18 protein-coding genes and 1 tRNA gene are annotated in these 21,558 nt (G+C 72.8%); 11 read left to right on the top strand and 8 right to left on the bottom strand.

The features are described from left to right. Positions 1-83 precede the first annotated feature (83 nt). Positions 84-156 (top strand) — tRNA-His (locus H181DRAFT_RS25210). Between the two features lie 351 nt (positions 157-507). Then, a complete protein-coding gene (locus tag H181DRAFT_RS29020; RefSeq protein ID WP_107068844.1) occupies positions 508-1,137 on the top strand; it encodes a DUF6069 family protein in 630 nt (209 codons plus the stop codon). Positions 1,138-1,257: 120 nt separating this feature from the next. Here the strand turns inward: H181DRAFT_RS29020 and H181DRAFT_RS25200 are convergent, their stop codons facing one another. Next, on the bottom strand, positions 1,258-1,728 hold the full coding sequence (locus tag H181DRAFT_RS25200; RefSeq protein ID WP_045866789.1) for a M23 family metallopeptidase: 471 nt from the start codon (positions 1,726-1,728) through the stop codon (positions 1,258-1,260). Between the two features lie 273 nt (positions 1,729-2,001). Beyond that, positions 2,002-3,108, bottom strand: coding sequence for a LacI family DNA-binding transcriptional regulator (locus H181DRAFT_RS25195; RefSeq protein WP_045866724.1), 1,107 nt, complete (start codon positions 3,106-3,108; stop codon positions 2,002-2,004). A 228-nt stretch (positions 3,109-3,336) separates the two neighbouring features. Here H181DRAFT_RS25195 and H181DRAFT_RS25190 point away from each other — a divergent pair, with 228 nt between their 5' ends. The 4 genes from H181DRAFT_RS25190 (at position 3,337) to H181DRAFT_RS25175 (ending at position 8,491) form a co-directional block, all read left to right on the top strand. Next, the gene (locus tag H181DRAFT_RS25190) at positions 3,337-4,698 is read left to right on the top strand and encodes an ABC transporter substrate-binding protein (RefSeq protein ID WP_078895959.1); all 1,362 of its coding nucleotides are present in this window, start codon (positions 3,337-3,339) and stop codon (positions 4,696-4,698) included. Beyond that, positions 4,679-5,674 (top strand): carbohydrate ABC transporter permease, encoded by a 996-nt coding sequence (locus H181DRAFT_RS25185; protein ID WP_045866723.1) that lies wholly within the window; start codon positions 4,679-4,681, stop codon positions 5,672-5,674. The genes H181DRAFT_RS25190 and H181DRAFT_RS25185 overlap by 20 nt, the downstream gene beginning before the upstream one ends. After that, positions 5,671-6,648 carry a carbohydrate ABC transporter permease gene (locus H181DRAFT_RS25180; RefSeq protein ID WP_074468042.1) on the top strand — a complete coding sequence of 326 codons (978 nt, stop codon included), beginning with the start codon at positions 5,671-5,673 and terminating at the stop codon, positions 6,646-6,648. Before H181DRAFT_RS25185 ends, H181DRAFT_RS25180 begins: the two co-directional genes overlap by 4 nt. A gap of 337 nt (positions 6,649-6,985) precedes the next feature. Continuing rightward, positions 6,986-8,491 (top strand): glycoside hydrolase family 1 protein, encoded by a 1,506-nt coding sequence (locus H181DRAFT_RS25175; protein WP_078895958.1) that lies wholly within the window; start codon positions 6,986-6,988, stop codon positions 8,489-8,491. A 214-nt stretch (positions 8,492-8,705) separates the two neighbouring features. Here the strand turns inward: H181DRAFT_RS25175 and H181DRAFT_RS25170 are convergent, their stop codons facing one another. The 3 genes from H181DRAFT_RS25170 to H181DRAFT_RS25160 all read right to left on the bottom strand — a co-directional run bounded on the left by H181DRAFT_RS25170 (position 8,706) and on the right by H181DRAFT_RS25160 (position 12,229). Next, positions 8,706-9,815 (bottom strand): chitinase, encoded by a 1,110-nt coding sequence (locus H181DRAFT_RS25170; RefSeq protein WP_045866722.1) that lies wholly within the window; start codon positions 9,813-9,815, stop codon positions 8,706-8,708. A 238-nt stretch (positions 9,816-10,053) separates the two neighbouring features. Next, on the bottom strand, positions 10,054-11,496 hold the full coding sequence (locus H181DRAFT_RS25165; protein ID WP_045866721.1) for a HAMP domain-containing sensor histidine kinase: 1,443 nt from the start codon (positions 11,494-11,496) through the stop codon (positions 10,054-10,056). 16 nt (positions 11,497-11,512) lie between these two features. Beyond that, positions 11,513-12,229 (bottom strand): response regulator transcription factor, encoded by a 717-nt coding sequence (locus tag H181DRAFT_RS25160; RefSeq protein WP_074468041.1) that lies wholly within the window; start codon positions 12,227-12,229, stop codon positions 11,513-11,515. A 58-nt stretch (positions 12,230-12,287) separates the two neighbouring features. On the opposite strand from H181DRAFT_RS25160, the gene H181DRAFT_RS25155 reads away from it, so the two are divergent. Continuing rightward, complete coding sequence (locus tag H181DRAFT_RS25155) at positions 12,288-12,833, top strand: hypothetical protein (protein ID WP_045866785.1); 546 nt, start codon at positions 12,288-12,290, stop codon at positions 12,831-12,833. A 67-nt stretch (positions 12,834-12,900) separates the two neighbouring features. Here H181DRAFT_RS25155 and H181DRAFT_RS25150 read toward each other — a convergent pair whose 3' ends face one another. Together H181DRAFT_RS25150 and H181DRAFT_RS25145 are read right to left on the bottom strand one after the other, a co-directional pair. Next, positions 12,901-13,851 (bottom strand): spermidine synthase, encoded by a 951-nt coding sequence (locus H181DRAFT_RS25150; protein ID WP_045866719.1) that lies wholly within the window; start codon positions 13,849-13,851, stop codon positions 12,901-12,903. A gap of 124 nt (positions 13,852-13,975) precedes the next feature. Further along, complete coding sequence (locus tag H181DRAFT_RS25145) at positions 13,976-14,359, bottom strand: hypothetical protein (protein ID WP_045866718.1); 384 nt, start codon at positions 14,357-14,359, stop codon at positions 13,976-13,978. A gap of 180 nt (positions 14,360-14,539) precedes the next feature. Between H181DRAFT_RS25145 and H181DRAFT_RS25140 the strand changes: the two genes are divergently transcribed. Next, positions 14,540-16,072, top strand: a complete 1,533-nt coding sequence (locus H181DRAFT_RS25140) for an NsdA family TPR-like regulatory protein (RefSeq protein ID WP_045866717.1) — start codon at positions 14,540-14,542, stop codon at positions 16,070-16,072. A 138-nt stretch (positions 16,073-16,210) separates the two neighbouring features. On the opposite strand, the gene H181DRAFT_RS25135 is transcribed toward H181DRAFT_RS25140, so the two are convergent. Beyond that, positions 16,211-16,807 (bottom strand): histidine phosphatase family protein, encoded by a 597-nt coding sequence (locus tag H181DRAFT_RS25135; RefSeq protein WP_045866716.1) that lies wholly within the window; start codon positions 16,805-16,807, stop codon positions 16,211-16,213. Between the two features lie 286 nt (positions 16,808-17,093). Between H181DRAFT_RS25135 and H181DRAFT_RS25130 the strand changes: the two genes are divergently transcribed. From H181DRAFT_RS25130 to H181DRAFT_RS25120, 3 genes are all read left to right on the top strand, one after another. Continuing rightward, entirely contained in the window at positions 17,094-18,344 is a 1,251-nt protein-coding gene (locus H181DRAFT_RS25130; RefSeq protein WP_045866715.1) for a hypothetical protein, read from the top strand. A gap of 61 nt (positions 18,345-18,405) precedes the next feature. Further along, the gene (locus H181DRAFT_RS25125) at positions 18,406-20,037 is read left to right on the top strand and encodes a hypothetical protein (protein WP_254666964.1); all 1,632 of its coding nucleotides are present in this window, start codon (positions 18,406-18,408) and stop codon (positions 20,035-20,037) included. Positions 20,038-20,153: 116 nt separating this feature from the next. After that, positions 20,154-21,464, top strand: coding sequence for an AAA family ATPase (locus H181DRAFT_RS25120; protein WP_254666968.1), 1,311 nt, complete (start codon positions 20,154-20,156; stop codon positions 21,462-21,464). The last annotated feature ends 94 nt before the right edge of the window (positions 21,465-21,558 follow it).

Raw genomic sequence — 21,558 nt, 5'->3', positions numbered from 1 at the left:
CGGCCCCCGGCAAACCCGTGCGCAAGCATCCCGGCCGACCCTGTACACTCTTTCTCGGCCGGTGGGAAGCGCGCCGGTCCGTGGTGGATGTAGCTCAGGTGGTAGAGCACCTGGTTGTGGTCCAGGATGTCGCGGGTTCAAGTCCCGTCATTCACCCTTGAAGATCAAGGCCCTCGCCCGGGTTGCCGGGCGGGGGCCTTGTCGCGTGTGCGGCCCCGCCGGACGGACCCGGTCGGCTCGGTACGGGAGGGGCGCGGCGCCCTCCGAGGACCGGTCCGCCCTGAGCGGCACCGGGTACCCCCATGACCGCCGTACGGCGAGCGGCCGGCCGTGTCCAGGTCGAGGCAGAGGGGGTCGCCCGCGCCCGCGTACAGGTAGCGCCGCACGGGTGAGGGCGTCCGCCGTCGGCTCACCGCCGCCGGGCTGGAGATGCGGGCGCCGTCGCGCGGACCGAGCCTGAGGGAACCGGCGGTGGTCCGGGGAGGCCCAGGAGAGGACGCGACACCGATGGCAGGTACACACGGCCCGCAGGAGCCGCAGGAGCCGGAGGACCCGCGGGGGCAGGGGGAAAGGGACCACGACGGGCCGTTCGAACGTTTCGACCCGGTTCCGGGCTACGGGCCGACGAAGCAGTACCCCGATCCGTACTCCGGCCCCGTGACGGAGCGCCGCACCAACGGCTACGACCACGACCGGCGCCCGCCGCGCAGCGCACGCCGGCGCTTCAGCGCCGTGCGCCTGTGGGCGGGCGGGACCGCCGTCGCGCTCGTCGCGGCGCTGGCGGCCGCCGTGGCGATGCTGCTCGTACGAGGAGTGCTCGACATCCCGGTCTTCGCACCCGAGACGGAGGGGATGCTGGTGGCGGCCTCGACGTGGCCCCTGGCCCTCGGTGCGGCCCTGGCAGCGCTGGCGGCCACGGCGGTGCTGCATCTGCTGCTGCTGGCGACGCCGCAGCCCGGCCGGTTCCTCGCCTGGATCATCGCGCTCGGGACGGCGGCGGCGATGCTGGCGCCGTTCAACTCGACGGCGACCTGGGAGGCGAAGGGGGGCACCGCGGGCGTCTATCTGGTGATCGGCCTGGTCATCGGCACACTCATGTCGACAGTCGCACGCAGCGCCTCTTCCGGACGCGACTGAAGCGCGTCGCTCCCCCGGCCTTCTTGCGACCGCTCGCCGGCCACCGCGCTCCGTGGCAAGGTCCCCACCGGGACACCTCTCCGGTGGGGACCTCTTACTGGCTCGCCGCCGTCCCGCGCCCTAAGCGATCCGGACGCCGTGCCGAGCCAGGTACGTGACGGGGTCGACCTCGGTGCCGTAACCCCGCTGAGCGCGTACTTCGAAGTGCAGATGCGGTCCCGTCGACCGCCCGGTGTTGCCGGATTCGCCGAGCACGGTGTTCGCGCGTACGACCCGTCCCAGCCGGACCGTGATCTTCGACAGATGGGCGAACAGGACGTGCTTGCCGTCCTTCATGTGGACGATCACGGCCTTCCCGTACGACCCCGCCTCCCCCGCGAGTTCGACCCGCCCCGTCCCCACCGATCGCACGACCGTTCCCGGCGAAGCGGCGAAGTCGACGCCTGTGTGATGGCCTGCCGCCCAGCCGCCGGGAACTCCCCACCTGGCCGTCACGGGGGCGGCTCGGGAGATCGGGCGTGTGTAGTCGTCGACAGCGGGCTCGCTCGGCACCTGCTGTCCCTTGCGGACACTTCCGGCCTCGTGGGCCACCGGTTCCGCTCCGCGGTTTCCGCCGGCCGGCGCGGTGCCCGCGAAACCGCATATGGACACGGCCGCGGCGACTGCTCCTGTCAGTATTCGGCGGACGGTACCCGGCTCACGTCGCGTCTCTGAGGTCATACCAGGCAGCAAAGGGCAGCACCGGCAGGGCCGCACGCGGGAGTTGTCCGGAGGGGTGACCGGCTCACTCCCCGTCACATTCAGGGGCGGGCTTCCGGCGCGTACGGATTCCGCCCGCTACCGCGATCCCCCGCCGAGCGCGGCTCAGGACGAACCGCGCCGCACCAGTTCGGTGGGGAGCACCACCGAGCCCGCGGCCGCGCGCCGGCCGTCCCGCGTGGCGGCCCCGCCGGCCCCACCGGCTGAGGGGCCCCGCTCCCGCGCCATCAGGCCCAGAAGCGTCCGCACCATCGCACGTCCCATCTCCTCGATGGGCTGCCGGACGCTGGTCAGCGGAGGGTCCATGTGGCGGGCGACCGCCGAGTCGTCGAAGCCGACGAGCGCCACGTCGGCCGGAACGTCCCGCCCGGCTTCGCGCAGCGCCAGCCGGGCACCGGACGCCATCAGGTCGGAGGCGCAGAAGACGGCGTCCACCTCGGGGGCCCGCTCCAGCAGCTCGCGCATCGCGCGCTTGCCGCCCTCCTCGGTGAAGTCGCCGTGTGCGACGAGCCGTTCGTCGTCCTCACGGCCGGCGGCGAGCAGCGCGGCACGGTGGCCCTCGAGACGGCACTGGGCCACGTACATGTCGAGCGGGCCGGTGATCGTGGCGACGGCGCGGCGGCCACGGCCGATCAGGTGCTCGACGGCGATCTGCGCGCCGCCCACGTTGTCCGAGTCGACGTAGGGCACGGTCTCGGCGCCGCTGCGCCTGCCGCCCAGCACCGCGGGCATCCCCGACTCGACGAGCTGGTCGGGCAGGGGGTCGTCGGCGTGGACGGAGACGAGGAGCACTCCGTCGACGCGGCGGGCCGCCGCGTACTGAGCGAAGCGGTCCCGCTCGTGCTCGTCCCGGATGAGGGTGAGGAGCAACTGCATGGAGCTGTCGGCGAGTTCGGCGCTGACGCCGCGCAGGATGCCGGAGAAGTACGGCTCCGCGAAGAGCTTGGTCTCGGTCTCGGGCACGACGAGCGCGACGGCGTCGGCGCTCCCGGCGGCCAGCGCACGGGCGGCGCCGTTGGGCACGTAGCCGAGTTCGGCCACGGCCGCCTCGACCGCCGCCCTCGTGCGGTCGCTGACACTTGGCGAACCGTTGATGACACGGGAAACGGTGCCCCTGCCGACACCCGCGCGCGCGGCGACCTGTTCGAGGGTCGGCCTGGGCCTTCCCCTGCCCGCGGAACGGGACGTGCGTCCGAGGTGGGCTGCCGCCATCGATCCCTCCCCTCCCTGGTCGGGCCCTCGCCGTGGCGGCCGCCGCCCCTGCTGCTGCGGCCCGCCCGGCTCGGATCATTCAACTACACGAGGTACGGGGCACGTTGCCGCCGTATCTCTTGACACCCCGCCACCTCTCGTGGACTCTTCAACTCATCAAGTATGGGAGCGCTCCCATGATAGCCGCTCCCTTCACAGCCCGTAAGTACGGGAGGGGATGGCACAGCCATGCACACCAGCAGGAACACTTCCCCGCTCCACCGCACCAGCCACCTGCGGCACCGCCCGGGTTCCCGGCGCCTCACCGCCTCAGGGCTCGCCGCCGTGCTCGCCGCGGGTCTTCTCGCGGGCTGCGCGCAGGACGGCGGGGGCAGCGGCTCGGGGACGAGCGCGGACGGCAAGACCGTCGTCTCCGTCGGGGTCTTCGGCGTCTTCGGGTACAAGCAGGCCGGGCTCTACGACGAGTACGAGAAGCTCAACCCCGGCATCAAGATCAAGGAGAACTCGACGGAGCGGAACGAGGACTACTACCCCGCGCTGCTCAACCACCTGACGGCGAACAGCGGTCTGAGCGACATCCAGGCCGTCGAAGTCGGCAACATCAACGAGGTCGCGAACCTGCACTCGGACAAGTTCGTCGACATGGCGAAGGCGGAGGGCGTCGACAAGTCCGCCTGGCTGCCCTGGAAATGGGACCAGGCGAAGGCGGAGAACGGCAAGGTCGTCGGCCTCGGCACGGACATCGGCCCCATGGGCGTGTGCTACCGCAAGGACCTGTTCGAGAAGGCCGGGCTGCCCACCGACCGCAAGGACGTCGCCGAGCTGTGGGCCGGCGACTGGGCCAAGTACGTGGAGACGGGCGAGGACTACATGAAGGAGGCCCCGAAGGGCACGACCTTCACCGACGCCGCCGCGGGCCTCTACAACGGGTCGGTCTCCAGCTACGCCGTCAAGAACTACGACCGGGACGGCAAGCTGATCTACAAGAAGAGCGAAGCCGTCGAGAAGTCCTGGGACCTGGCCATGCAGGCCGTCGAGGGCAAAATGACCGGCAAGCTCAAGCAGTTCGACAAGGCGTGGGACCAGGCGTACGCCAACGGCACCTTCGCCTCCGTCATCTGCCCGCCCTGGATGCTCGGTTACATCAAGGAGAAGTCCGGGCCGAAGGGCGCCGACGCCTGGGACGTGGCCGCACCGCCGCGGCCCGCCAACTGGGGCGGCTCGTTCCTCACCGTCCCGGAGCACGCCAAGAACAAGGACGAGGCCGTCAAGCTGGCCAAGTGGCTGACCGCGCCGGAGCAGCAGGCGAAGCTGTTCGAGAAGCAGGCCAGCTTCCCCAGTTCGAGCAAGGCGCTCTCGCTCCCGGCCGTCGCGGACGCCGAGCACGAGTACTTCGACGACGCGCCCATCGGCGAGATCTTCTCCGACGCGGCGAAGGACATACCGACGGCCGTGCTCGGCCCGAAGGACCAGCTCATCCAGGAGAACATCGGCAACATCGGCATCCTCCAGGTCGAGCAGCAGGGCAAGTCGCCCGAGGAGGGCTGGAATTCGGCGGTGAAGAAGATCGATGACGCTGTCGAGGACTGAGCCCGCGACCGGCTCGCGGAAGCCGCCGGTCCGTCCCGCCGCGAGTGGCGGCGGCAGCCGCGCCGAGGAGCGCCGCAGCCGCCGCTACCGCCGGGACGCCCGGTGGAGCCCGTACGCCTTCATCGCCCCCTTCTTCCTGTTCTTCGCCGCCTTCGGCCTGTTCCCGCTGCTGTACACGGGCTGGGCGTCGCTGCACAACGTCTCGCTGCACGACCCCACGCACATGGAGTGGGCGGGCCTGCACAACTTCTCCCGGCTGTGGGAGGACGAGTTCTTCTGGAACGCCCTGCGCAACACCGCCACGATCGGCGTCCTCTCGACGGTGCCCCAGCTGGCGATGGCACTCGGCCTGGCCCACCTGCTCAACTACCGGCTGCGCGGCTCGATGTTCTTCCGCGTCGTCATGCTCACCCCGTACGCGACCTCGGTCGCCGCGGCGACCCTCGTCTTCGCGCTGCTCTTCGGGCGGGACTACGGGATGATCAACTGGGCGCTGGGGCTGGCCGGTTTCGAGCACGTCGACTGGGAGAACGGCACGTGGACGTCGCAGATCGCGGTGTCGAGCATCGTGATCTGGCGCTGGACGGGCTACAACACCCTCATCTACCTCGCCGCCATGCAGGCCGTACCCGACGACCTGTACGAGTCGGCGGCGATCGACGGGGCCTCGCGGTGGCAGCAGTTCTGGCACGTGACGATCCCCTCGCTGCGGCCGACGATCCTCTTCACCGTCGTCGTCTCCACGATCGGAGCGACCCAGCTCTTCGGTGAACCCCTGCTGTTCGGGGGCTCCCAGACGGGCGGCGGGTCGCACCAGTACCAGACGCTGGGGCTCTACCTGTACGAGCAGGGCTGGTTCAACTTCCACCTCGGCCGGGCCTCCGCCATCGCCTGGACGATGTTCCTGATCCTGCTGGTCATCGGCCTCGCCAACTGGCTGGTCGCCAGGCGCCTGCAGAGGAGCTCGAGCCAATGAGGGAGGTCGGCACGGTGCAGACGGAGACACGGAACCAGACGCCGGAACCGCCCACGGGCCCCGGCACGGCGCAGGGCACACCCGCACCGGGCGAGGGCCCGTCCGGCGGGCGCGGCGGCAGGACCGTCACGACGAAGCGGGCGGGCACCGCGGGCAGGCATCTGCACGCGGGGCGGCTGACCTACGCGGTCCTCTCGCTCTTCACGCTCGGTTCGCTCTTCCCGCTGGTGTGGACGGCGATCGCCGCGTCCCGCGACAACCAGCGGCTGGCCGAGACGCCGCCGCCCTTCTGGTTCGGGTCGAACCTCGTCCCGAACATGACCACCGCGTGGAACGACGCCAACATGGGCAAGGCGCTGCTCAACACCTTCGCGGTGGCCGGCACCGTCGCCGTCAGCACGGTCGTCTTCGCCACGCTCGCCGGCTACGCCTTCGCGAAGCTGCGCTTCCGCGCCAGGAACGCGCTGCTGCTGACGGTGATCGGCACGATGATGGTGCCGCCCCAACTCAGCGTGGTGCCGCTGTACATGGCGGTGGCGAAACTGGAGTGGGCGAACCAGCTGCAGGCGGTGATCCTGCCGTTGATGGTGAGCGCCTTCGGGGTGTTCTTCATGCGGCAGTACCTCGTGAACGCCCTGCCCACCGAACTCGTCGAAGCGGCCAGGGTGGACGGCGCGCACAGCCTCCGCGTCGTGTGGCACATCGTCTTCCCGGTGGCCCGGCCCGCGATGGCGGTGCTGGGGATGCTGACGTTCGTGATGGCCTGGAACGAGTTCTTCTGGCCGGTCATCGCACTCACCCAGGACAACCCGACCGTGCAGGTGGCGCTGACGGGACTGGGCCGGGGCTACATCCCGGACGAGTCCGTGATCATGGCGGGAGCGTTCCTGGGGACGCTGCCGCTGCTCATCGCCTTCGCCCTGTTCGGCAAGCAGATCGTCGGCGGCATCATGCAGGGCGCGGTGAAGGGCTAGGACGTGTCCTAGGGCCTGTCTGACACATGGCGCCGTCCGCCGCAGGCGGTGCTCGCGGCGGATGGTGCGTGCAGCCGCAAGGCGGAGGATCGCCCTCGTAGTGGGCTACTCGGTCGATGCGACAACGCAGCGGATGTGCGTGCCAGTCGTCGCGAGCAAGGCGAGATGTGTCAGACAGGGCCTAATACGTACCGGCGGCGGGGTCCGGGCTCCCCTATGGCCCGGGCGGGCCCGCCGCCGGCCGCGACCCGCCGCCCATGGCTCCGGCACACCTGTCCCGATGTGCGCCTCACCCCACTGACCGCACCTCTTCACGTCCTCGAATGGGAGCGCTTCCATGACCACGTCCCCCCTGTCCCCCGACGCCGCCCCGCAGCCCTCTCCGCAGTCCCCGGGCAGCGTCTCCCCCGCGGCCGGCCCGGCCGTGGCGGATCTCCGCTTCCCGTCGGGCTTCATGTGGGGCTCGTCCACCTCCTCGTACCAGATCGAAGGCGCGGCCGCGGAGGACGGGCGGACCCCCTCGATCTGGGACACCTTCTCGCACACCCCCGGCCGCACCGAGGGCGGCGACACAGGCGACGTGGCCTGCGACCACTACCACCGCTTCCGCGACGACGTCGCGCTCATGTCGCGGCTGGGACTGGGCGGTTACCGCTTCTCCGTCTCCTGGTCCCGCGTGCAGCCCACCGGGCGGGGCCCGGCCGAGCAGCGGGGCCTCGACTTCTACCGCTCCCTCACGGACGAGCTGCTGGAGGCGGGCATCACCCCCGTCCTCACCCTCTACCACTGGGACCTCCCGCAGGAGCTGGAGGACGCCGGCGGCTGGCCGGAGCGCGACACGGCGCTGCGCTTCGCCGACTACGCCCGCCTCGTCGCCGACGCGCTCGGCGACCGGATACAGCTGTGGACCACCCTCAACGAGCCCTGGTGCAGCGCGTTCCTGGGGTACGGCTCGGGCGTCCACGCCCCCGGCCGCACGGACCCCGCCGACGCGCTGCGCGCCGCACACCACCTCAACCTGGCGCACGGCCTGGCCACCCAGTCGCTGCGGGACGTCCTCCCGGCGTCCGCCGAGGTGATGGTCAGCCTCAACCCCGCAGCCGTACGCCCTCGTTCGGAGTCCGCCGAGGACCGGGACGCCGCCCGCCGCATCGACGCGCTCGCCACGCGCGTCTTCACCGGGCCGATGCTGCACGGCCGTTACGACGAGGACCTGCTCGCCGACACCGCGCGGATCACCGACTGGTCCTTCGTGCGGGACGGCGATCTGGCCGCCGCGCACCAGCCGCTGGACGGGATCTGCGTCAACTACTACACCCCGTCGGTGGTTTCGGCGGTCGAGCCCGACGAGGACGGGCCTGCCCCGGAGCGCCGCGACGGGCACGGCGCGAGCGAGCACTCGCCCTGGCCGGGCGCGGACCGCGTCGTCGCCTTCCACCAGCCGCCGGGCGAGCAGACGGCGATGGGCTGGAGCATCGACCCCGGCGGACTCACCGAGCTGCTGCACCGCTTCCACCGCGAGGCCCCGGACGTGCCGCTCTACATCACGGAGAACGGTGCCGCCTACGCCGACGAACCGGACGGCGAGGGCCGGGTGCACGACCCGGAGCGCATCGCCTACGTCCACGAGCACCTCGCCGCCGTGCACCGTGCGCTGGAGGAAGGAGTGGACGTGCGCGGCTACTTCCTGTGGTCGCTGATGGACAACTTCGAGTGGGCGTACGGGTACGGGAAGCGGTTCGGCATCGTCCACGTCGACTTCGCCACCCAGGTGCGCACGCCCAAGTCCAGCGCCCACTGGTACGCGGACGTGGCCCGTACGGGGCGGCTTCCGGCCCTGTGACCCCGGCGGGGAGTGGACGCAGGCGGGCGTAGGGCCCCGTGCCGGGCGGGATGTCCGGCACGGGGCCGCTCCGGCCGGGGGAGGGAGGACGGGTGGGGCGCAGGGATGTGGGGGGAAGGTCTGCGCCCCACCCTGACCGGGGGCGGCCTGGTGGCGTGCGGCCCTGAGGACCGGGCGGCACCACGGGCTCAGGACCGCGAACCGCGACTGCCTATCAGCCCGTGAAGGCCCTCGTGAAGTCGTTCTCTCCCTGCTCGATACTCGAACAGGTCGCATCCGCCTCGTCCTTGGGCCCTCCGGGGCAGGGCTTGTCGCGAGTGGCAGACCACATCGACAGCCACGCGAGGTTCTTCTCCCGGGCGAACTGCGCGACCTCGGCGGCGTCTTCGGGGGTGAAGACCTCCACCACGACGTCGTTGACACCGATCATCGGGGTGACCGCGACCGTCCGCCACGCCTCGGCGTCGTCCTCGATCCCCAGCGCCGTCTTCACCTGCGCCTGGGTCGCTGTGGCGGCTTCGAGTGCGTACTCGCCCATGTCGCCGTCGTAGGAAGGCCCGTAGTCCATCGCCATGATGTTGACGGCGGAGACGTCGACGCCGTTCGCCGCGGCGTTCTCCAGCAGCGCGGTACCTTCCGGCGTCAGGCCCTCGGGGAGCACCGGCAGGGTGACGGAGACGTCCAGGTCCGGGTGCGCCTCCTGGAGTTGTGCGATCGCCTGGGCGCGGCGGGTGTTCGCCGCGGTGTCGGGGAGGGCGGCGCCCTCGATGTCGAAGTCCGCCTTCTTCAGGTCGAACGCCTCGACGACCTCTCCGTACGCCTTCGCCAGCTCGTCGGCCGATCCGCAGACCAGGCCGAGTTCGGAGCCGCTCGCACCGCCGAAGGAGATCCGCACGTCGCCGCCCATGGCACGCAACTCCTCCACCTGCTGCGCCACGGCGTTGTCGCCCAGCTCCTGCACCCCTCCCCACTTGGGCGTGCAGCCGCCGCCGGACGTGACGAAGGCGAGGTTGTACTCCTTCACCCCTGTCTCCCCGGCGTTCCCGAGGAGGTCGTAGGAGGGTTCGAGCGAGACGTCGACGTACGGAGTGAACGCGCCCGCTGCCGTGCGGCTCCCGTCTGTACCGCTCGCCACCTGCGCGCCGCTGCGGTCCGCTCCGGCGGCGCTCGCGCTGCCTGCGGTCGTCAGCGCGGAGCCGAGGACCATGACGGCGACGGACACCACCGACGCGAACCTGATGCGGCTGGTGCGACCGATACGACTGGTGCGGCTGGTGCGGCGTCTGCCGCGCCGGGAGTGTGCTGATGCTGCCTCGTGGGTCATCCTCGACCGCCTCGTGTGGGGGGTGGGTGTGACTCGGACGAGGAGCAAGCTAGCGACGGCGACTCGGGCAATTCCCCCGTACCGGACGCACGCCGGAGGAGTTGAGCCACGCTTAAGCCACGGAAATGGCCTGGTTAGGGAAGGGCGGGAGCGGCAGGGTGAAGAAGCCGACACGTACCGTCAACGTCCGCCGGGGCGCCGCCCGTTCGGCCGGACACGTCCGTCCGCGGCTTAGCTGTCAGGTCATGGTGCCGCGCCGCGGCGAATACCTCAGCCGCCGCTCCGACTTGCGGCGCCCGCGGCGCCTGCCCGTCTCCTCCCCGGCCCCGTTCAGGGTCAGCCACACGCGCACTTCCGTACCCCCGAGCACCGAGGGGCCGATCCGCACGTCGCCGCCCGTCGACTCGGCCACCCTGCGCACGATGTCGAGTCCCAGCCCCGTCGAACCGGGTTTGCCGTCGCCGTGGCCGCGCAGCAGTGCCGCGTCCGGGTCCGCGATGCCGGGCCCGGCGTCCGAGACCAGCACGATCACCGAGTTGCTGGCGGCACCGCCGTGGTGCACGTCGACGGAGAAGGCCGTCCCCTCGGGGGTGTGCCGGAAGACGTTGCCGAGCATCGCGTCGAGCGCGGCGGCGAACTCGGCCCGGGCCACCGGCACCCGTACGGGGTGCTCCACACCGGCCAGGCGCGCCTCGCGGCCCTCGTCCTCGGCCAGCGCGGACCAGAAGGACATGCGGTCGCGTATCACCTCCGCCGCGTCGCAGGCCGCGGACTCCAGTCCGCCCGTCGACTGGGCGCGCTGCTCCCGCTGTTCGCGCGCGGTGCTGATGATCTGGTCGACCTCGCTCTCCAGCTTCGCGACGGCCTCGCGGGTGTGTGCCGCGGCGTCGCCGTCGCCGAGCGAGGCCGCGTTGAGACGGAGCACGGTCAGCGGCGTACGCAGCCGGTGCGAGAGGTCGGCGGCCAACTCCCTCTCGTTGGCCAGGAGTTGTACGACCTGATCCGCCATGGCGTTGAACGCCACGGCTGCGCTGCGCAGTTCACGCGGCCCCTCCTCCTGGACCCGCACGCCGAGCCGTCCCTCACCGAGGGAGCGGGCCGCGGCGGCCAGGCGCCCCGCGGGACGCACCATCAGCGTCCCCAGCCTGTCCGCGACGGCCACGGAGCCCAGGATCAGCGCGATCCCGACGCCCGCGATGATCAGCCAGGAGGTGGTCACACCGTGGGTGACCTCCTCGTTGGAGATGAACACCTCCACCACGGCGAACTCCCCGCTCGCCACAGCCGTCGGCCGCAGCAGCGTGTAGCCGCCGGGCACCTGGACCGTGGAGGCGCGTCCCTTGCGGCGGGCGGTCGCAACCTGCTCGTCGGTGGCCCGCTGCCTGCCGATCTCGACGGGCGGCCTCCCGGCCTCTCCGGTGGCGGTCTGCTTCGAGGACGTCGGCACGTGGACGGCGATCCGCCCGTCACCGCCCGCCTCCGTGCTGGCGACCGCGATCTCCAGCTGCTGCTTGTCCGTGGTGATCGCGAGCACCGGCCCCACCGTGGCGGCCTGACGCTCGGCGTTGGAGTACGCGCGGTCCCGCGCCGTCTCCTTCACCACCATCGCGAGGGGCACGGCGAAGGCGATCACCACCATGGCGGTGACGGCGAGGCACACCTTCACCAGTGCCCATCTCATGCCCGCGGTTCCTTCCTCATGGCTGCCGCTCCCTCGGCGCTTCCAGCTTCACGCCGACTCCCCGCAGCGTGTGCAGGTAGCGGGGCCGCGCGGCGGTCTCCCCCAACTTCCGCCGCAGCCAGGAGAGATGGACGTCGATCGTCTGGTCGTCCCCGTAGGACTGCTGCCAGACCTGGGCGAGCAGATCCTTGCGGGCCACCACGACACCCGGGCGTGCGGCGAGGAAGGCCAGCAGGTCGAACTCGCGCCGGGTCAGATCCAGCAGCGTCCCGTCCAGCTCGGCCTGCCGGCGCAGCGGGTCGATGACGAGCCCGCCCACCCGCAGCACCCCGGCGTTGTCACCGTGGCCGGATCCGTTCCCCGCCCCTCCTCCCCGCGAGCGGCGCAGCACGGCCGACATGCGGGCCGAAAGATGCTCGACGGAGAAGGGCTTGACGAGGTAGTCGTCCGCACCGTCGTTGAGCAGCCGGACGATCTCGTTCTCGTTGTCGCGCGCGGTGGCGATGATCACCGGTACGTCGGTGATGCCGCGGAGCATCTTCAGCGCCTCGGATCCGTCGAGGTCGGGAAGGCCCAGATCGAGGATGACGACGTCGAATCCGACCTGCGCCACCTCGCGCAGGGCCTCAAGTGCCGTACCGACGCTGCGCACCGCGTGCGAGGCGTCAGTGAGGTGCCGGATCAGAGCGGAGCGGACGAACTGGTCGTCCTCGACCACGAGCACACGAGCCATGGCGGCACGTTACGCCATCCTCCTTCCGAGTGAACGGGACAGCGCTATGGTGACCGGGATGGGACGACCACTGGTGCACGCGGCAGCGTGGTTTCTGGCCACGAGCGCGGCGGTGACACTGTCCTGGTTCGGGGTGCACACGGTCCTCGCCGGGACGGAGTACGACCCGCCGCGCACGCTGCCCCTGTCCGACGAGGCGTCGACGGCCCGCCCCGGTGCTCCCGGCACCCAGGAGCCGGAGCCCCCGCCCTCGCGTTCCCCGAAGCCGCCCCCGGGTTCGCATTCCTCGAAGCCGCCCGAGAAACCGTCCCCCAGCGGTACCGGCGGCACCGGAAAGCCGCAGCCGCAGCCCCCTCAGACCGAGGAGCCGGCGCCCGAGGGCGATGTCCGCGGCACCGATGTCCCGGGCGGACGCGCCGTGTTCGACATGAAGGACGACTACGCGACGCTCGTCTCGGCGACCCCGGACGACGGCTGGGACACGCAGGTCTTCAAGGACACCACGTGGATCCGGGTGACCTTCTCCAAGCACGGCGCCCCCTCCCATTCCGTGTTCTGCCGGTGGGACGACGGGCCGCCGCGCATCGAGACCTTCCAGGGCTGAACTCCGGCTGATCCACGGGGCCGAACCGGCGGCGCACGCACGCCTGCTTCCGGCCCCGCGTCCGGCCTCAGTCGAAGACGCCCTCGGGCGGCGTGGGTGAGGGGAGCGCCGTCGCGTCCGTGACGGCCGCGGCTCCGGCGGCGAACCCCTCCAGCGCGGCGCCGTGTTCGACCCTCGCCGACCGGGGGTCCGCCGCGGCGCGGCGCGTGAGTTCGGCGTACGGCAGCTGACCGTCCGCGCCGACGAGGATTCCGTTGCCGAAACGGCGCCCGCGCAGCACCGCCGGCTCACCGATCAGCGCGGCATGCGTGAACGAGGCCCGCACGGTGGCGACTTGGGAACGGAGATGCGCCGGCGGAGGGCGCCGCCCCCCGGTCCCGGCCTGCTCCCGCGCGTCGGAGGAACCCGGCCCGTCGGCGATGTTCGCGACGTACAGCCCGCCGGGCGTCAGTACCCGGCGCACCTCCTGGAGGAACTCGGCGCTCGTGAGATGGGCGGGAGTGCGGGCGCCGCTGAAGACGTCGGCGACGACGAGGTCCGCCCACTGTCCGGGAAGCTTCCCCAGCCCCTCGCGGGCGTCGCCGCCGCGCACCCGTATGCGCCAGCCGCGCTCCAACGGCAGTGCGTCGCGGACGAGTTGCGTCAGCGCGGTGTCCTGCTCGACAACCTGCTGCGTGGAGCGCGGCCGGGTCGCCGCGACGTAGCGGGCGAGGGTGAGGGCGCCCCCGCCGAGGTGCAGCACGTGCAGCGGACGTCCGGGCGGGGCGGCGGCGTCGATGACGTGGCCGATCCTGCGCTGGTAGTCGAACCCGAGGTACTCCGGGTCGGCGAGGTCGACGTAGGACTGCGGGGCGCCGTCGAGGAGCAGCGTCCAGCCGTCCGCGCGGTCGGGATCGGGCCGCAGCTCGGCGGTTCCGCCGCCGACGCGCTCCGTCAGCGCCTGCCGTGCCCGACGCCCCCGGCCGCCGCGCTCCTGGCCGCCGCCCTTTCCGGTACCGCCCCGGTTGCTCCTCGCCACACGGCCAGTATCGCCGAACGGGCTTCGTGTCCGGCGTGGTGGACCGTCCGCCACCGGCCCTCACCCTGTGGCAGGCGCCGGCCGGCGCGGGATCATCCGCGGCGGCCGCGCCTCGGCGCGGATCTCAGCCGCAGCTGTCGGCGGCCTTGATCGTGCGGGCCGCCTCACCGAGCGCGGCACGCAGCAGCGACGCGTCCGTGGCCACCCCGAAGGCGCCCTCGGGCGGCACGAGCCACCCGGCGTCCGGTGCGGGGAGTTCCTGCGCGGCCGTCCGGGGACGTCCGGGTGTCTGGGTGCAGGAGCTGCCGGGCAGGTCCCAGCACGCGGCGGTGCCCGGAGGTACGAGGAAGCCGAGGGTGTCGCCCGCTCCGTCGCACAGCACCGGGCCGAGTCCGTCCCGCAGCCGCAGGATGTCCACGGCCTCCAGACCCTGGCGCACGGGCACGGTCACCAGATCGCACGGCACACCGCCGGCGGCAGCTCGGACTACCGGGCCGCTCTCCTGCATCGAGACCCCTCCTTGGACCTGCTCCGCAGTGGTCATGCAGGGATAAACGTCTCGGAACGTCAACAGGTACGGCATATGACGCCCACAAAGGATGGCACTTCATGGCAGATCACGGGTGAGATATCCGGTTTGCCGCCGAACAGTGCGTGTTGACCATGTCACAGCCTGTACCGTCCGGCCATGGCGTCGTCACCTTCTGCGTCACAGGGCCCGCCCCGCGTGCCCAACACCGCGTTCCGGCGACTGCGCGGCACACGCTCGCCGGCCGAGTTCGCGGCCGCCGTGCGCCGGGCGGCGCGGGCCATCGGCGAACAAGTCGCTTGCGACGCCCGGTACATCGGGCGCGTGGAGGCCGGCGAGATCCGCTGCCCCAACTACGCCTACGAACGTGTCTTCCTGCACATGTTCCCGGGCCGCACGCTGACCGACATGGGCTTCGCCCCCCGAGAGGCCGTCCGCGGCCGGGGGGCACGCCCCGGAGAGGCTTACGGAGGTGACAATTCAGCGCCACAACTGACGCCCCGTCAAGGGCAATCCCGTACCCTCTTCGGCCACAGGAGCCCCTCTGGTCACACTGGCCCCAGCGACACCGGTTTCACCAGCGATGCCCCTGACGAGTGCCACAACTCGCCTGCCTGCCAGATCTGTTCAGAATGTCCCGAGATCCACGAGGAGAGCGACGTGCTACGTCGCGCGTTCATGATCAACGGCCCGGCGGCCGCCCTGGCCGCCATGCCCGCGACCACCGGCGGCCGCCCCTCGGCTGCGCGCCCGCACCGCCGCATCGGCGAATCCGAGGCCGAGAGCCTGGAGCACGCCGTACGCCGCATCCGCCTGCTCGACGACCGGCACGGCGCCGGCAACCTCTACCGGCAGGCCGGCGACTCGTTGCGCGCCGCCTACGAACTCCTCGACGCGGGCGTCCCGCAACGCCAGTCCGTCACCGACCGCGTCCATCACGGCGCCGGTGAACTCGCCATCTCCGTCGGCTGGTTGGCTCACGACTCGGACCGGTACGGCGACGCCCGCTCCCACTACGCCGAAGCGCTCGCCACCGCCCGGGTCGCCTCCGACCCCGCGCTGGAGGCCCACGCCTTCTGCAACACCGCGTTCCTCGCCCGCGACGCCGGCCGGCCCCGCGAGGCCGTACGCGCCGCGCAGGCAGGGCAGCAGGCGGCCAAACACCTCGGCTCGGCGCGGCTGTTGTCGCTTCTCACCATGCGGGAGGCGGGAGGCTGGGCCGGCCTGGGCGACACCTCCGCCTGCAACGAGGCTCTGGGCAGGGCGCACACCCTCTTCGACCGCGGCACCTCGGACACCGACCCCGCGTGGATGAGCTTCTTCGGCGAGGCCGAACTCGCGGGCCTCGAAGCGCAATGCCGCTCCGCGCTGCACGACTGGGAGCGCGCGGCGGAGGACGCCCGTCGCGCCGTCGACCTCCAGGACCCGCATTTCGTGCGCAACAAGGCCCTTTTCACAGCCGAGTTGGCGGGCGACCTCGCCGCGATGCGCCGCCCCGAGGAGGCTGCGGACGCCGGCAGCAAGGCCCTGGCGCTGCTCGGGCCCGTGCAGTCCTCGCGCATCAGCTCGATGCTGGACAAGACGGCGGAGCGGCTGCGCCCGTACGCCGGCGAGAAGACCGTCGGTGATTTCCTCGCCCGGCAGGAGAAGAACAGGCAGGAGAACAGGGTTCCCCGCCCGCGCACGGCCTGACGGTACGCGGCACGCGGCGCGACGAGCCGGCGGGCCCGGCGAGCGGTTCGCGGGCTCCGGCCTCAACGCTGAGGGGCCGCGGCCTGCGAGTGGCGGGTGCCGGGTGGCGGGTGGCGGGTGGCGGGCCCGGGGCGCGCGTCAGTCCAGGTGGCCCGTGTCGTTCCAGCGTTCGACGGCCGGCTTCCCGTAGGCCCAGCCCAGCACCGACAGCGACGCGGGCGAGAGCGTCAGGCAGTGGCCGAAGTAGGTCTCGTGCCCGAGCCAGCGGGCACCGAGGACGCGCAGCACGTGCCCGTGGGCGAAGAACAGCACGTCGCGGTCCGCCGAGCGCACCCACTCGACGACGCCGTCCACGCGTGAGGCGATGGCGGCGGGGCTCTCGCCCTCGGGGGCGCCGTCCCGCCAGATCAGCCAGTCGGTGCCCGTCCGCTCACGGATGTGCTTCGTCGTGAGCCCCTCGTACGCGCCGTAATCCCACTCCCTGAGCGCGTCCCAGGTGACGGCCCGGTCGCCGAAGCCCGCCAGGTCGCAGGTGTCGCGAGCCCTCGACAGCGGGCTGGTGCGCACCTCTGCGCCGGAAAGCCCGTCCCACGGCGGGTCGTAGAGGCGGCGGCCGAGGCGTTCGGCGTCGCGGCGCCCCGCGTCGAGCAGCGGGACGTCGGTCGTCCCCGTGTGCTGTCCGGTGGCCGACCACTCGGTCTCACCGTGCCGGACCAGCAGGATGCGCGCTGCCATGGGACTCCTCTTCCACCGTCGATGGGAACGTCCGGACGCCGTACGGGCGTTGGGGACCGCGCGGGCCGTCGCGACGCGCGGTCCGTGCTCGCCGCCCCTCGGCGCGCGGCACGGCCCCGCCCGCTTCTCCCATGGTGGCCGGAGCGCCGCCCGGCATGCCCGCGGGCGCGCGGAGGACGGACGCACCCGCTGTCCGCAACCGCCGAACGGGGCGTCGCGATGTCGCCTGTCAGCAGTGGATGCCAGACTTCCGCAGGTACTGCAGTCTTCTCCGAGGCGAACGCCGATGACCCACACCGACGGCAGCGCCGCACTGCGCCGGCGCCTCGCCGAGCTGCGCGGCGGTCCCGAAGTCCTGCCGCGCCCGCTGGACGCCCGCGCGCTGGCGGCCCTCGCCGCGAATCCGGGGTGCCGACGCCGGGCCCTGCTGGACGGCGCCGGGGTCGACAAGGCCGCGCTCGCACAGGCGTTGGGCGCCCCCGCCCCCTTCGGGCAGTCGCAGTTCGCCTTCGCGCGCGGCAATTCCTTCGAGGCGAAGGTCAAGGCGGACGGCGGTGCCGAGCTGATCCGGCTGCTGTGCGCGTCAACCGGCGAGACGCCACCCGATGCGGGCGCCGTCGCCGTCCCCGACCTCTCCGCGGACGGGCCCGCCGGGCGCACGGCACGCACCCGCGCGGCGCTGTTCCCGTCGGCGCACGCGCAGGATCCGCCCGCTACGCAGGATCCGCCGGCGCAGCCCCAGGAGGAGACGGCGGACGAGGGCGGTCCGGGCGGGTGGTCGCTGCTGTACCACCCGATGCTCGCGCTCGAGGTCGCCGGTTCGACGGCGTACCTGGAGCCCGACGCGATCGCTGTGCACCCCGACGGCAGCTGGACGGTCGTCGAGATCAAGTCCTTCCCGATCCTCGACGGTTCGGCCGACGCGGCGAAGGTCGGAGCGGCCGCGCGCCAGGCCGCCGTCTACGCGCTGGCCCTGGAGGAGGCCGCCCCCGGCGGTCAAGCCCCGGTCCGGGAGCGGGCGTTGCTGGTATGCCCCCGGGACTTCACGAACCTGCCGACCGCGCACGGCGTCGACATCCGCAGGCAGCGCGCCACGACGCGTCGCCAACTCGCCCGCCTCACGCGGCTGGAGGAGATCGCCGCCGAGGTCCCGGAGGGCACGGTCTTCGACCCGTCCCGTCCGGCGGAGCAGCTCTCATCGGCCGTCGAGTCGGTGCCCGCCGCCTACGCCCCCGAATGCCTCTCCAGCTGCGAACTCGCCTTCCACTGCCGCGAACGCGCCCGCGCGGCGGGGGCCGTCGAGTCGCTGGGCAGGTCGATCCGCGGCGAGCTCGGCGGCTTCACCACGATCGACGCCGTCCTGGAGGCAGCCGGCCTGGGCCCGGGGTCCGGGAGCGGCGCCCCGAACGGCGACGCGTCGCCGCGGGCCGCGGAGCAGGCCGCGGACGCGGACGGAGAGCGCGCCGATCCCCCCGGGTCGGCCCTGCGCCGCGCCGCCCGGCTCCGCTCCGAAGCGCTCGGGGAGGCGATGTGCTGACCGTCCGCCCCGGCAGCCGGACCGGGCGCTGTCTCCGTAAGGCGCGCCATCGGGAGGCGACGTGTCGCTGATGTCCGCGCTGGCGCGCATGGAGGCAGCGGCCGCGGGGCGCGCCCGGCCGCGTGCGACCGTCCGCCATCGGCATCTGGCCGAACGCCCCCTGGTCTTCGTGCCGTTGACCACTGCGGGAGAGGCCGGGGCGCCGCTCGGCGCTCTCGCCGGCACCGACCGCGCAGGCCCCGAACTGCTCGTCGTCCCCCAACCGCGCGACAGGGACCGGCGCTGGGCGTTCCTCGCCCGGCTGGCGGGAGTGCTCCTCCCCCACCTCGAATCCGCCCTGGACGACGTCGAGTTCGAGGAACGGAAGGAGACCGACCCCGAGACGGGCAAGAAGGTGACCGTCCAGGCCGAACTGTGCGTGGACGCACCGCAGTTGCTCGTGCCGAACGGGCCCGGCGTGGAGTTCGTCCGGCTGCTCGGCCGCTCGATGCGCTTCCGCCGCACGGCCGAGGACGACCCGGACGCCGCCTACCCCGCTCCGCCGCGCGTACCGCTCCTCGGGCGCTGGCTCACGCAGTACGGAGAGCGTGCCCGGGTCCCCGGATCGTGCCTGCTGATGTCCATGACGGAGCTGCTGTCGCGGCACTGGGCCACGGGCCAGAGCGCCCTGGAGGACCAGCACTTGGGGGCGCTGCTCGCGTGGATCGACCCGCCGGAGGGTCTGACGGGAGCCGAGGCGGCGCTGCGCGCGGAGACCGGACGGGACGCCGAGGGCCAGCTCCTGTGCCCGCCCGCCGGCCCGGCCACGGACCCCGCCTTCGACAACAAGCTCCTTGCGCCGGCCGTGGCCCGCTTCGACGCCGGGGTGCACGGCGCGGAGGAAGAGGTACGGGCGCTGATCGAGTCGCAGCTGAGGCCCACCTGGGAGGCGGTGTGGCGGGGCGTCGACCTGCTGCGCGGCCTGCCGGAGGGAGAGCGGGTGCCCGAGCGCTTCAAGCGCGACCGCTGGTCCTACACGGGCCACCGCGACCGCGTGCGCAGCGGCGAACCGCCCCAGCCCCGCCGCGACGACGCCGTCACGGCGGCCGCCAAACTCGCCGCGCGCGAGCAGGCGCAGGCCCGGCTGGAGGCCCAGGAGGCGCTCGACGACCCGCTGGTGATGGCCGAACGCCGCCTGGCGGGCGAGGCGTTCGAAGGGGAGGTCGTCGAGGTGGAGGTGGCCTGGTCGGAGGGGAAGCGGCCCATGCCGCGCCCCCTCGTCACCCTGCGGACCACCGACCGGCCCCACCTGAGCGAGGGCGGCAAGGTGCACCGGACGATGGACGAAGGCGCCCGCCAGAGCGCCGAGTTCGTCGACGGGCACGGCCCGGGCACGCTGACGCTCCGGCTGACGAACGGCATGGGCCGGAGCAAGGAGCCGGCCCCCGGCACGGTCCCCGAGAAGGGCGACCGCCTGTGCTGGACGCTCTTCGAGCACTCCCCGCGCGGCGGCCCGGGCCTGCCCGACGTGGAGGACACGCCCTGGACGCACGGCGGCCCGCCGTCCGAGAGCCCGCCTGCCGCGCCCGCTCCCACCGAAGCCGCCGGCTCTCCGGACTCCGGCAGCACGGCCGGTCCGGAAGGACGGGCCGGCGGGCGCACGGCCGCGCCCCTCCCGCTCCCCGACCCCGTCACCAGTGAGGACCTGCTGTGAGCGCGCCTCCCCGCCCCGCGGGCGCCGACCCGGCGGTCGGGCCGGCAGCCCCGGCCCGGTACCCCTCGGCCGACGCCGCTTCCCCGTCCGAGGCCGCCGCCGGGGCCACCGGAGCGATCCTCCACGACGCTCTGCACAGCGCCTCCCGCGGCGTCGTCGTGGACTCGCCGCCCGGCGCCGGGAAATCGACGCTCGTCGTACGGGCCGCACGCGAACTGGCCGCGACGGGGCGCCCGTTGATCGTGATCGCCCAGACCAACGCCCAGGTCGACGACCTCGTCGGCCGGCTGGCGGACGCCGACCCGGAGCTGCCCGTCGGCCGCCTGCACAGCAGCGAACCCCGCCCCTACGACCCCGCCCTGGACGAGCACGCCGCGGTCGTCACCTCGGCCAAGATCGCCGATCTCCGCGAGCTGCCGATCGTCGTGTCGACCGCAGCCAAGTGGGCCTGGGTGAAGACGGAGACGCCCTGGCCGCACGCGATCGTCGACGAGGCCTACCAGATGCGCTCCGACGCCCTGCTCGCCGTCGCCGGGCTCTTCGAGAAGGCCCTCTTCGTCGGCGATCCGGGCCAGCTCGACCCGTTCAGCCAGGTGGGTGCCGAGCAGTGGGCGGGGCTGACCTACGACCCGTCCGCGAGCGCCGTCACGACCCTCCTCTCCCACAACCCCGGACTGCCCCAGCACCGCCTCCCGGTCTCCTGGCGGCTGCCCTCCTCCGCGGCTCCCCTGGTCTCGGCGGCGTTCTACCCGTACACCCCCTTCCGCAGCGGCACGGGCCCCGGGGACCGCTCGCTCAGCTTCGGCGCCCCCTCGGACGGCACACCGGTGGACCGGGTGGTCGACGAGGCGGCGGCCTCCGGCTGGGGCCTGCTCGAACTGCCCTCCCGCACGACTCCGCGCACCGACCCGGAAGCCGTGGACGCCGTGGCCCGGGTCGTACGGAGCCTGCTGACCCGGCGCGGCGCCACCACGGACGAGCGCTCGGACGCGCCCACGCCCCTGACCGCCGACCGCGTCGCCGTGGGCACCGCCCACCGGGACCAGGCCGCGGCCGTCCGCGCCGCTCTGGCCGCGCTCGCCGCGGACGAGGACACCGCCGACGCGGGTCTCACGGCCGTCGCCGTGGACACCGCGAACCGGCTCCAGGGACGGGAGTTCGACGTGACGGTCGTCCTCCACCCGCTGTCCGGACGTCCCGACGCGACCGCGTTCCACCTGGAGACCGGACGGCTGTGCGTGCTGGCCTCCCGTCACCGGCACGCCTGCATCGTGGTCTGCCGGGCGGGCGTCCCCGAACTGCTCGACGAGCATCCCAGTACCGAGCCGGTCCAGCTGGGGGTCACGGTGAAGTTCCCCGACGGCTGGGAGGCGAACCACGCCGTGCTCTCCCACCTCGCGGCGCACTCGGTGCCGTGGGAGCGGTGAGCCCCGCGTGCGCCCTCGCTCGCGCCCGCGAGCCCGGAGGCCCTCTGCACACGGGCAGGGAAAGCAGGACAATGGTCGACGGCCACGACAGATG

Source organism: Streptomyces sp. WMMB 714 (assembly GCF_900090125.1).
In the GTDB taxonomy this organism is placed as follows: domain Bacteria; phylum Actinomycetota; class Actinomycetes; order Streptomycetales; family Streptomycetaceae; genus Streptomyces; species Streptomyces daqingensis.
This window is presented reverse-complemented; position numbering and strand designations above follow the sequence as displayed.